Annotated in this window: 13 protein-coding genes; 3 read left to right on the top strand and 10 right to left on the bottom strand. The window is 26.8% G+C overall.

The window, feature by feature from the left end; genetic code table 11:
* Positions 1 to 17: 17 nt before the first annotated feature.
* Together AC4FQV_RS05220 and AC4FQV_RS05225 are read right to left on the bottom strand one after the other, a co-directional pair.
* Positions 18 to 1,097 carry a pyruvate kinase gene (locus AC4FQV_RS05220; RefSeq protein WP_491138329.1) on the bottom strand — a complete coding sequence of 360 codons (1,080 nt, stop codon included), beginning with the start codon at positions 1,095 to 1,097 and terminating at the stop codon, positions 18 to 20.
* 191 nt (positions 1,098 to 1,288) lie between these two features.
* Positions 1,289 to 1,729 carry a hypothetical protein gene (locus AC4FQV_RS05225; protein ID WP_491164818.1) on the bottom strand — a complete coding sequence of 147 codons (441 nt, stop codon included), beginning with the start codon at positions 1,727 to 1,729 and terminating at the stop codon, positions 1,289 to 1,291.
* A 117-nt stretch (positions 1,730 to 1,846) separates the two neighbouring features.
* On the opposite strand from AC4FQV_RS05225, the gene AC4FQV_RS05230 reads away from it, so the two are divergent.
* A complete protein-coding gene (locus tag AC4FQV_RS05230; protein ID WP_491138326.1) occupies positions 1,847 to 2,311 on the top strand; it encodes a DUF4883 family protein in 465 nt (154 codons plus the stop codon).
* Between the two features lie 87 nt (positions 2,312 to 2,398).
* Here AC4FQV_RS05230 and folK read toward each other — a convergent pair whose 3' ends face one another.
* The 7 genes from folK to AC4FQV_RS05265 are packed head-to-tail and all read right to left on the bottom strand — an operon-like array spanning position 2,399 to position 7,856.
* Positions 2,399 to 3,220, bottom strand: coding sequence for a 2-amino-4-hydroxy-6-hydroxymethyldihydropteridine diphosphokinase (gene folK / locus AC4FQV_RS05235; RefSeq protein ID WP_491164820.1), 822 nt, complete (start codon positions 3,218 to 3,220; stop codon positions 2,399 to 2,401).
* A 14-nt stretch (positions 3,221 to 3,234) separates the two neighbouring features.
* Positions 3,235 to 4,044: a dihydropteroate synthase gene (gene folP / locus AC4FQV_RS05240; protein ID WP_491138322.1), complete on the bottom strand. Its 810-nt coding sequence runs from the start codon at positions 4,042 to 4,044 to the stop codon at positions 3,235 to 3,237.
* 11 nt (positions 4,045 to 4,055) lie between these two features.
* Positions 4,056 to 4,529 carry an HD domain-containing protein gene (locus tag AC4FQV_RS05245; protein ID WP_491138321.1) on the bottom strand — a complete coding sequence of 158 codons (474 nt, stop codon included), beginning with the start codon at positions 4,527 to 4,529 and terminating at the stop codon, positions 4,056 to 4,058.
* Positions 4,530 to 4,554: 25 nt separating this feature from the next.
* Positions 4,555 to 5,109, bottom strand: coding sequence for a GTP cyclohydrolase I FolE (folE, locus tag AC4FQV_RS05250; protein WP_491138319.1), 555 nt, complete (start codon positions 5,107 to 5,109; stop codon positions 4,555 to 4,557).
* 15 nt (positions 5,110 to 5,124) lie between these two features.
* Positions 5,125 to 5,898, bottom strand: coding sequence for an aminotransferase class IV (locus AC4FQV_RS05255; RefSeq protein WP_491138318.1), 774 nt, complete (start codon positions 5,896 to 5,898; stop codon positions 5,125 to 5,127).
* An 18-nt stretch (positions 5,899 to 5,916) separates the two neighbouring features.
* Entirely contained in the window at positions 5,917 to 7,263 is a 1,347-nt protein-coding gene (gene pabB / locus AC4FQV_RS05260) for an aminodeoxychorismate synthase component I (protein ID WP_491138316.1), read from the bottom strand.
* A gap of 5 nt (positions 7,264 to 7,268) precedes the next feature.
* Positions 7,269 to 7,856, bottom strand: coding sequence for an anthranilate synthase component II (locus tag AC4FQV_RS05265; RefSeq protein WP_491138315.1), 588 nt, complete (start codon positions 7,854 to 7,856; stop codon positions 7,269 to 7,271).
* A gap of 238 nt (positions 7,857 to 8,094) precedes the next feature.
* On the opposite strand from AC4FQV_RS05265, the gene AC4FQV_RS05270 reads away from it, so the two are divergent.
* Together AC4FQV_RS05270 and AC4FQV_RS05275 are read left to right on the top strand one after the other, a co-directional pair.
* On the top strand, positions 8,095 to 8,931 hold the full coding sequence (locus AC4FQV_RS05270) for a PHP domain-containing protein (protein WP_491139514.1): 837 nt from the start codon (positions 8,095 to 8,097) through the stop codon (positions 8,929 to 8,931).
* Positions 8,932 to 9,139: 208 nt separating this feature from the next.
* Positions 9,140 to 11,776 (top strand): FAD-dependent oxidoreductase, encoded by a 2,637-nt coding sequence (locus AC4FQV_RS05275; RefSeq protein ID WP_491164822.1) that lies wholly within the window; start codon positions 9,140 to 9,142, stop codon positions 11,774 to 11,776.
* Between the two features lie 54 nt (positions 11,777 to 11,830).
* On the opposite strand, the gene AC4FQV_RS05280 is transcribed toward AC4FQV_RS05275, so the two are convergent.
* Positions 11,831 to 12,076: a TIGR03905 family TSCPD domain-containing protein gene (locus AC4FQV_RS05280; protein ID WP_491138311.1), complete on the bottom strand. Its 246-nt coding sequence runs from the start codon at positions 12,074 to 12,076 to the stop codon at positions 11,831 to 11,833.
* Between the last annotated feature and the right edge of the window lie 3 nt (positions 12,077 to 12,079).

Genomic DNA, 12,079 nt, shown 5'->3' on the forward strand with positions numbered 1-12,079 from the left:
ATCTTTTTAAATAAGCTTTACTTCATAACCTTTTTCTTAAACTTAATAAACAAACTCTCATAATAATCTATTATATTTTTAAGAGTTTTAACTATATACTCTTCATTTTCTCCAGTACTTGTTTCCCCTGTTAACATAAATCCCTTAATTCCTAATTTAATAAATCCATATATATCACTTAACTCTCCTATAGTAGGATTATTACTCTTATTTTTTATAGAAGAAAGTAAATTTGTTGCAACAGTTATATCTACCTTTTCTTCTTTTAAGGAATATATTATTTTTTCCTGAACTATAGGTACGTTTAACCTTCCAATTTCTGCTGTTAAATCCCCCCTAGCTATAACAAGGCCATCTAATTCCTTTGCTATGTCTTTTATATTTTTAACGCCTTCTTTTGTTTCTATTTTCCCCCAAAGCTTTGGAATAATTTGTTTCTCTTCTAAATTTTCAAAAACTATACTTTTAAACTCCTTACATTCTTCTACATAAGAACAATAGGAATAATCTATAATATCAACTTTATTTTTTAAAGCAAATTTTATATCACATAAATCAGCCTCATTAACCCCCCAATTTTTTCTATCTAAATTTGGTAGATTACACCCCTTTTCAGCTCTAACAACTCCTCCTAATTTAACTTTGCTTTTTATTAGTCCTAATTCATTTTTAATTACTAAAAATTCCATAGTAGCATCTTTCATATATATTTTTTTAAAACTACTTTTCTTAAGGAAATCATTTTTTAAATTTAAGGGAATTAAACTATATTCTTTTATTTTATCTTTATAAAAGTCATACGTATCCTCTGCACAAAAATAAACTATTTCTCCACTACTAACTTTAAAAATTTCTTGAAAATTTTTAGAAACTCTAACTTTATTTCCTTGAAGGTCTATTAAAACTTTTACATCTTTATACTTTCTTTTTATGTAATTTATACAAAGTTCAACATCCTCATGATTTCCATGAGACAAATTTATTCTAATAGTATTTGCTCCTCCTAATACTATTTTATCTATTTTATTAAATATTCTTTCTTTACTCTCTGTACTTTTACTAATAAACTTTGTATTTATACTTCCTATAATATACATATATTCCCCCATTAAATATTGATATTTATTTGATTTATATGCAAATAAAAATATAAATATTATTTATATTTTTATTATTAATTAAATATTCTTAACATAAGATATTACATTTTAAATAAAATAAAAGAAGTTATATTAAATAAAAGCTTTATATAACTTCTTAAAGGGAAAATTTTAACTTTTCATGTATTTTAACTAACTTCTTTAACTATTTTATATAAAGATTCAATTAATTTATAATTGTTTATCTTCTCTTTCTCTCCATCACTTATATTTATAATTAAGCATAAAGATTCTAAGTTTTTTACTAAATAAAGTCCCTTACCACTTTTTATGCTCATCTGAGAAAGTCCCATATAATCTACTAAATCCTCTAAGTTTAAAGAAACAACTCTTCTAAGAATTAAATCATCACCTAATATTTCTATCTTTTTTTCTTCTCCTACTTCTCTTCTTATTCTTATAAATATATCAACCTTCATATTATTAGATAATAATACCTTTTTAAAAAAGTTTTCTCCTAAACATCCCTCTTCTGAAAAACAATCTATAATAATATCCTCTTCTTTTTTTATTTTGTTTATTAAAGACTCCTTTAACATAGAATCTTCTATATCTAAAGCATATTTCATTATAAATCACCTCCAAAGAAATAAAGATAATCGTACTATATATTATTCATTTTCTTAAAAAAAGTTCTACTAAAAACATAAGTTTCATAAATTAAACTAAAAGAGGTGATAAATGATATGAAAAAACTAACTAAAATATTTTTAATAATCCTATGTTTTTCTCTTCTATTAATTTCATGTTCTAAAATTAATATTCCTTCTAAAAACAAAAGTTCCTTAAGTTATCACACTAAAAATTTAAGTGAAGAAATTTCCCATAATATAAAAATTAGATTATTAGATATGAATATATATAGTGAAACTATTGTTGATAATGAAGATATAAGAATTATTTATGATTTATTAAACAATTTAAAAGATTCTAACTTTATAGAAGAAGAAGCTTTGCCTGATAAACCTTTATATAAAGCATTTATTGACTTAGAAAAGGAAAGATATGTAATAGATATTTATGGAGATGATTTAATAACACTCTATCCTTGGAATAGTGATATAAATAAGGATTACTTAAGCTTAAAAAACATTCCTAATGCCTTTAAACTAGAACCCTTTTGTAGATATGTCTTTAATAAAAAACATTAAAAAATATGAAGTTTAGAAATTTTATTCTAAACTTCATATCCTTTTTAAAAGTTTATTTATTGCAAAAATTTTTTCACCAAAATAATCTTATTTCTTTCTATTTAACTCCTCTAGAAGCTCAAAAACACGCTTTTTATATAAAGAATGAATTTTATATGGTGCAATTTCATTTAAGGGTTCTAAAACAAAACTTCTCTCATGCATTCTTGGATGTGGAAGTATAACCTTATCATCTTCACTTACTAAGTCATTAAAAAATATTATATCTAAATCTATAGTTCTAGGCCCCCACTTAATCTTTCTTTCCCTTTTTAATTTCTTTTCTATATCTAATAAAAAGTTCATTAATTCCCTTGGATTTAAAAGGGTCTTTATTTTACAAGCTCCATTTAAAAATTCTTCTTGCTCTAAATATCCCCAAGGTTCTGTTTCTATTAAAGTTGATTTTTTTATAATCTTAGTATGATAAAAGCTATCCATTTCCTTTAAGGCCTCTTCTATATAAAACTTCTTATCTCCTATATTAGAACCATATGAAATATAAGCTTCATTCCATTCTCTTTCAATTTCTATTTTTACCGTATCTAAAGTTCTTAATATAGGAGCCCAAGGTTTCTTCAAAGAAATTTTAACCTTTTTAATAATTGGATATTCTATTAAGATAAACTCACATAATTTTTCAGCTACTGTTTCTATTAAATCATAGCTTTCTCTTTTAAATTCCTCTTCAATCTTATGTGTAAGCTCTCCATAATGAACAGATTTGCTTAAATCTCCAGTAATTCCTGCTTCTCTAGTATTTAAAAAAAGTTCTATACTTAAAATAAATTTTTGTCCAAGCTTCTTTTCCTCTTCAAAAACTCCATGATTCCCAAAAACCTCAAAATCCTTAATAATAATCTTATCCATTAACGCTCTAACTCCTATCTTTTTATAATAGCATCAGTCATAAGGGCATTTCTTTTATTCTCTAAAACATCATGAACTCTTACAAAATCACAGCCTTTAATTATTCCAAGAGTAGTTGTAGCTAAAGTTCCTTCAAGTCTTTCATCTGTTTTAAGATTTAAAGTATTTCCTATTACTGATTTTCTTGATGTTCCTAGTAAAACAGGATAACCCATATTACAAAACTCATCTAGTCTATCTAAAACCTCTAAATTTTGATTATAATCCTTAGCAAAGCCTATGCCCGGGTCTAAAATTATATTCTCCTTCTTAACTCCAGCTTCTAAAGCTATATTTATGCACTCTTCCATATCCTTTTTCATTGTTTCTATTATGTCATTTCCATAATCTTTATCATTTCTATTGTGCATTATACAGCAAGGAACTTCATATTTAGAAGCTACCTTTGCCATATTTTTATCCTTTTTAAATCCCCAAACATCATTTATTAAATTAGCACCAGCCTTTATAGCCTCCTCTGCAACTTTACTCTTATAGGTATCAATTGATATAGGAATATCAAATTTTTCTCTTAAAGCTTTTATTATAGGCACTACTCTCTTTAATTCTTCCTCTTCTTCAACAGGTGTATGAGTTGGTCTTGTTGACTCTCCTCCAATATCTATTATGTCAACACCATCTTCAATCATCTTCTCTGCTCTTTTTATTGCTAAATCAATATCATTATATTGTCCTCCATCTGAAAATGAATCTGGAGTAACATTTAAAATTCCCATTATATATGTTCTTTTTCCTATTTCAAAATCTTTATTTCCTATTTTCATAAAAGTTCCCCCTAAATAATTATGTCTAAATTTTTCTTTTCCTTCTCCCACTTGCAAAGTTTTTCTCCTTTGCATAAAAAACAAGCTCTAGACTCTTTATCTGCTAAATAAATAATCTTATCTAAGCCCTTAGAATCCTTATTTCTATGATTTAATATTCCACTTAAAATAATTTCTATCTCCTCTTCTTTAAAAGCACATTCTTTTAAGATAGGTAAACTTAACCTAAAGGAAGCTTTATTATGTTTTTCTCCTCCTTCATACTGAACCCATCTTCCTATATCATGAAGAAGGGCTATTGCATATATTATCTCCTTAGAAACCTTTATATCTTCTTCTAAAACCTTTATATATGCAATCCTTGCCACATCTAAAAAATGTTCCAAATTATGCTTACAAAAAATCCTATCTTTTTCATAAAAAGAATTTTTATCTAAATATTCTTTATACTTATTGTTATTAAGTATATTATTTACTCTCTTCATAAATAAACACCTCAAAGAATAATATCTACATAGAAATCATTCTAAATACATCATTTTTTAAATTTTCATCCTCTAAAAACTTACCTCTATAAGTTGTTGTAACTGTTTTTGTACCAGGCTTTTTAACACCTCTCATAGTCATACACATATGCTCTCCCTCTACAACTACCATTACTCCCTCAGGCTTTAAAGATTCCATTATAGAATCAGCTATTTCACTTGTAAGTCTCTCTTGAAGTTGTGGCTTCTTTGAATAAACCTCAACACATCTTGCAAGTTTAGATAAACCAACTACTCTCCCTTTTGGTATATAGGCTATATGCACCTTTCCATAGAAAGGAACTAAATGATGTTCACACATTGAATAAAAAGTTATATCCTTTTCTAAAACAAGGTCATTACTATTTACCTCAAAGGTTTTATTTAAATGTTTCTTAGCATCCTTACCTATTCCTGAAAAAATCTCTTCATACATTCTTGCAACCCTATCTGGAGTTTCTAATAGCCCTTCTCTATTAACATCTTCTCCTATGGCTTCAAGTATTAATTTCATTCCTTCTCTTATTTTATCTTTATCCATTATTTCCCTCCATCATTAAAAGATTTTAATAGAATTTTCGTACTTCTCCTTTACTTTTTCTATTAAATCTTGTTCTAAAAAATTTTTCTCTTCTAAATTTCTTACTTTCATTATGCCAAGAAGAGAATTACTTATAAAAATCCCTTCACTATTTTTTAAATCCTCTAAAGTATAAAATCCCTCTTGAACTTCAAAATTTTTAATTATCCATTTTCTAATTATTCCATCTAAAAGCCCACATTTAACACAAGGAGTATATATCTTATTATTTTTAATAAAAAATATATTACTTGTAGCCCCTTCTGCTACATTTCCCTTTTCATTTAAAAATATTACCTCATGAAAGCCTTTATTTTTAGCCTTTTCTTTCTCTAAAATATTTTCAATATAACAAGTACTTTTTAAATAAGTTAGCATAGATGTACTATTTCTTCTTACCTTACTAAGTCTTAAAGAAAATCCTCTTTTATAATCTTCTTTATTATATGGAATTTCTCTAATTGAATAAATTATATTATTTTCAGTAAGAGTTATTTTTAAGACTTTATTCCTTATATTATTTTTCTTAATAAATTCTGTAACATCTTTTTTTGTAATGTTAAAAGGAATATCTAATTTTAAACACCCTAACTTTAATCTTTCTAAATGTTCCTTTAAAAAAACTCCTTTATTTAGTACAAGTATAGTTTCAAAAACTCCTCTTCCAAAAAACACAGAAGAATCCACTTTAAAATTTTCTTCACTACAACTTATAAAAGAATCTTTTATATTTTCTCCTATATAAATCAATTTATATCACAACCTAAATCATAATACTCTCATTAAGGCTTTAGCCTTATCTAAGGTTTCTTCATATTCCATCTCTTCTTCTGATTCAATAGTTATTCCTCCACCTACTCCAAAGTAAGCTTTATTATCCTTTGTAAGTATAGTTCTTATTACTATATTAAAATCACAATTACCTCTAAAGTCAAAATATCCTATAGCTCCAGTATAAATCCCTCTTCTAATTCCTTCTAACTCCTCAATAATTTCCATACTTCTTATTTTAGGCGCTCCTGTTATAGAACCTCCAGGAAAACATTCTCTTATACATTTTACAGAGCTTACATCCTCTTTTAATTCTCCTATAACAGTTGAAACTAGGTGAAATACTGTTGAATACTCCTCTAATTTAAAAAGTTCTGTAACTTTAACTGAAAAAGGCTTACAAACTTTGCTTAAATCATTCCTCTCTAAATCAACAATCATTAAAAGTTCTGATTTATCCTTTTCACTATTTAAAAGTTCTTTTTTATTTTTTTCATCTTCAAAAGAATCTTTTCCTCTTGGTCTTGTGCCCTTAATAGGTCTTGTTTCAACTTCCCTATTAAATACTTTTAAAAATCTCTCAGGAGAAGAACTTATAATTTGAAATCCTTCTAAATTTAAATAGGCAGAAAAAGGTGCTTTATTTATACTCCTTAAATTCATATATGTATTAAAAGGATTAGAATTAAAATCACAAGAAAACCTTTGTGTTAAATTTGCAATATATGTATGTCCTTCTTCTATATAATTTTTAACCTTTTTCACAGCCTCTATATATTCTTCCTTTGAAAAATTAGATGAAAATTTAGTATCTTTATCTAAGTCCTTATTGAAATTAAAATTATAACTTCTTATTTTTTCATAAATCCTATCTATACTTTTATCTGAATTTTCATTAATTCCTAAAGCTGTTATATAAGTTTTTTTATTTTTCAAATCAAATATAATTAAATTATCATAAAATAAAAAATAACTATCAGGAATAGAAACATCTTCTAATGCACTTTCAGGTAATTTTTCAATAACCCTTCCAATATCATAAGAAAAATACCCAATAGCCCCTCCTAAAAAAGGTATATTACTTTTGTAATCTATTTTATATTTTGAAATGAGCTCCTCTAATTTTAAGAAAGGTTCTCCTAAAACTAATTTATCATCAATTAAAATCTTTCTTCCTTTAGAAACAAACTTTTTAAAAGGATTTAAGCCTATAAAAGAATATAAGGAAAACTCACTATCTTCCTTTGAACTATCTAAAAAAATACTATTTATCTCTTCACTAAATAAAGAATATACTTCCTCTGCTTTAAATTTATTTTCTATTTCTCTAATTTTAAAATCCAAATCAATCACCTATCTAAAAAATTATTTTTTGATTGGTCTATAAAATTTTTAAGCATTTCATGACCATACTCTGTTAAGACAGCTTCAGGATGAAATTGTACTCCTTCTATAAAGTATTTTTTATGTCTTATTCCCATAACTACTCCATCATCACTTAAAGCACTTACTTCTAAATCTTCTCCTAATAACTCTTTATCAACTATTAATGAATGATATCTAGTTACATTTATATTATTTTTAATTCCTTTAAAAATCCCCTTGTTATCATGCTTTATTTTGCTTATCTTTCCATGAATAGGAAATTTACCCTTTTTAACTTCACTATTAAATAAATAAGCTATACATTGATGCCCAAGACATACACCTAAAATAGGTATTTTCCCTTTAAAATAATCTATTATCTCTAAACACTCTTTCATATCCTTTGGTGCTTTAGGCCCTGGAGATATAATTATCCCTGTAGGATTTAGCCTTTCTATTTCTTCTATACTTATTTTATTATTTCTCCTTATCTTTACCTCTTCATTTAATTCTTTAAAATATCTATATAAATTAAATACAAAGGAGTCATAATTGTCTATAATTAAAAACATTAATTCACCTCTAAAAATTAGTTTAAAATAATTATATCAAAAACCCCTAAAAAAAAATATTAAAATTAATCTCTTTAAATTTATTAAGATTTTAAATTATTGTATAAAATTAAAGATAAAAATTAATTATTTTATTTCATTGTTATGTGTTAAAATATTAATACTACAAATATTTTTTAAAATTAACAATATTATAAAAATACTATATATTATTACATTAATTAAAGGAGGTTTTATTATTAAGATTCATGCAGAATTTCATTGTCATTCCTTAGCATCTGATGGAACTTTATCGCCAAAGGAAGTAATAAGAGAAGCTAAAAAAGCTAACATTTCTTTAATAGCCTTAACAGACCATGATATAACATCTGGTCTTGATGAAGCTATGGAAGAAGCTAAAAAATTAGATATAAAATTTATTCCTGGAATAGAATTAAGCTGTGAGCATAAAGGAGCTACAGTTCATATTCTTGGATACTTTAAAGATGATACTTATAAAGGAGAAAAGTTTCAAAGTTTTTTAAGAGAACTTAAAGACTCTAGAATAAATAGAGCAAAAAAAATTGTTGAAAACCTAGATAAGTATTTTGACATAAAATTAGATTATAAGGATGTGTTAGCTAAAGGAAAAGGTGTAGTAGCTAGACCCCATATAGCACAATGCATAGTAGATGCTGGTTATCCTTATGACTGGGAATACATATTTGATAATTTTATAGGAAATGATAGCAAAGCTTATGTTCCTAACAAAAAAGTTTCTGTAGAAGAAGGTATAAATATTTTAAAAGAAAATAATGCCATTACAGTTCTTGCTCATCCAAAACTTATAAAAAAAGTTCCTGTAGAGGAAGTAATGTCCTTTCCCTTTGATGGCATAGAGGCTATTTATTATCAAAATACTAAAAAAGATACTGATTTCTTTATATCTTATGCAGTTCATCATGACCTTCTTATAACCTGTGGTTCTGACTTTCATGGAGACCATGAAGGAGATGAAAGACATGGTCATATTGGATGTATGAGCATTCCTGTTGAATATGTTGAAAAATTTCTAGAAAAATACAATTCACAATAATTTAATTAATAATTAAAATAATGGTAATATGGTTTAAATGCCAAATTACCATTATTTTTTTAAATTTTTAGAGAATATAATATTTTATTAAAAAAACTATTTACATTTCATTGAAAAAGAATATAATTTAATTGTAGGTATTAATTAATAATTAATATCCATTAATGGCGATTGTTATAATTTTAACATATATTAGGTGGTGTTTTTAATGAATTATTTAGAAGTAAAAAAAGATATTTACTGGGTTGGTTCTTTAGACCCAGAATTAAGAGTTTTTGATATTATTATGTACACTCCTTATGGAACTACATATAACTCTTATGTAGTTAAAGGTAGTGAAAAAATAGCTGTTTTTGAAACAGTAAAAGAAAAATGTTTTGAAGATTATTTATCAAAACTTACTAGTTTAGGAGTAGACCCTAAGATGATAGATTACATAGTAGTAGATCATACAGAACCTGACCATGCTGGCTCTGTTGAGAAATTACTTGAATTATCTCCTCAAGCTAAAGTTATTGGTACAATGCAAGCTATAGAATTCTTAAGAGATATAGTTAATAAAGACTTTGAATATATAATAGTTGGAGATAACGACACTATTTCATTAGGAAACAAAACTTTACAATTTATCTCTGCGCCATTTTTACATTGGCCAGATTCAATGTATACTTATATTCCTGAAGATAAAACATTAATAACTTGCGACTCTTTCGGAAGCCACTATTCTTGTGAAGAGGTATTTAATGACTTAGTACCTAATGAAGAAGAATATTTAGATGCCTTAAGATATTACTATGATTGTATCTTCGGACCATATAAGCCATATGTTTTAAAAGCTATTGATAAAATTAAAGATTTAAATATAGATTTAGTTTGTCCAGGTCATGGTCCTGTACTTAGACAAGATCCTTGGAAAGTAATAAACACTTACAAAGAGTGGAGTACTCCTGTAAAACCTCAAATAAACGGAGATAAAAAAGTTACAATTCCTTATGTATCAGCTTATGGATATACTAAAGAATTAGCTGAAGAAATTGCAAAAGGAATTCAATCTGAACATAACGTAGAAGTTAAATTATATGATTTAACTTATAGCAAACAAGAAGATGCTTTAGCTGATATTGTAGATTCTAATGGTATCTTATTTGGTTCACCAACAATAGTTGGAGAATTATTACCTCCTATTAGAATTTTATTAGCTAACTTAAACCCTGTAATTCACGGTGGAAAATATGCTGCTGCCTTTGGTTCTTATGGTTGGAGTGGAGAAGCTGTTCCTAGAATAGAAGCTAGATTAAAAGAATTAAAAATGAATATATTTGGACCTGGCTTAAGAATTAAATTCAAACCATCAGTAACCGAATTAAAAGAAGCCTTTGAATTTGGTAGAGATTTTGCAAGAACTATGTTTGGAGAAAAAGAACTTGATTATTCACCAAACCATGCAACTGAAACTAAGGAAATATTAACTGGAAACGGAAAAACTAGATATTGGAAGTGCTTAGTTTGTGGTGAAATCTTCGAAAGTCCTGTTTGTCCTGAGGTTTGTCCTGTTTGTGGTGCTGGAAAAGAGCAATTCATTGAAGTAGAAATGGATGTATTTGAAAAGAATGATACAGATGATAACTTCGTTATAGTTGGTAATGGTGCTGCTGGTTTCTATGCTGCTAAAACTATAAGAGACATAAATAAAAAAGCTACAATTAAATTACTTTCAAGTGAAGAAGTATCATCTTATTCAAGACCTAACCTTTCAGATCTTTTAAATGAAGAAATGAATATAGATACTTTCTACTTAGAAAAAGCTTCTTGGTATAAAGAAAATAATATAGAAGAATTATTAGGTGTTACTGTAAAATCTATAGATAAAGAGGCTAAAAAAGTAATCTTAACAGATGGTACTGAAATACCATATACTAAACTTATCTTAGCAAATGGTAGTCATAACTTTATACCACCATTTAAAGTTAAAAATAATTCTGAAGAAATAACTTTAAATAGTGAAAATATCCATACATTAAAAGGAATCTACTCAATCAAAGACTTAAAAGATACTTTTGATGTAAAAGAAGATATGAAAGAAGCTAAGAAGGTTGTAATAATAGGTGCTGGTCCTTTAGGCTTAGAAGCTGCTTGGGAAATGAAACTAGCTGGCTTAGATGTTACAGTAGTTGAATTCTTACCAAACCTTATGAACAATCAATTAGACCAAGAAGGTGCTGATATCTTTAGAAAACAAGTTTCAGACTGTGGAATAAACTTTATAACATCAGAAGAATGTAGTGAAATAATAACTACTGATGGTAAATTAACAGCTGTAAACTTAAAGAGCGGAAAAACTCTAGATGCTGATATACTTTTAGTTTCAACAGGTATTAGAAGCAATATAGCTTTAGCTAAAGAAGCTGGTATAGAATGTAACAGAGGAGTTATTGTTAACGAAAAGATGGAAACAAGCATTAAAGATATCTATGCTTGTGGAGATGTAGCTGAATTTAGTGGAGTTGTTTATGGTAACTGGCCTGCTGCTATAGAAATGGGTAAAACTGCTGGTGCTAATGCAACTGGAGCTGAAAAAACCTTTGAAGACTTTACACCATCTATAATATTAGATGCTTTAGGAACTCATGTATTCTCAGCTGGATTAATTAGATTTAATGACCCATCTTATGAAAAAATAAGTTCTAAAGATGAAGCTAAAGGAAATTACACTAAGTTATTCTTCAAAGATAACATCTTAGTTGGAGGAATTATAGTTGGTGATACTGCTAAGGCAGGACAAATTATAATTGCAATAGATAGTAAATTATCTAAAACTGCAGCTTTAGCAAGTAATCTTCTATAAAAAATAAAAAATAAAAAAAGTGACTAAAATAGTCACTTTTTTTATTTTTAATCTTTACAAACTTTCCTTATAAGCTTCTAAAGCTTTTGCAAGTTGATCTGGACAAGAAGTTCCCTTGCCACCACAATCTATTCCTTTTAATCTTAAAATAGCTTCTTCAATATTCATTCCTTCTACAAGCTTTGAAAGGCCAATCAAATTTCCAGGACAACCATTTAAAAAAGTAACATTTTTTACTTTGTCATCCTCAATATCAAAGTTGATTTCCTTAGCACAAACTCCTTTAGTCTTATAATTCATAAG

The sequence above is a fragment of the Clostridium sp. TJA038 genome, from assembly GCF_058310255.1.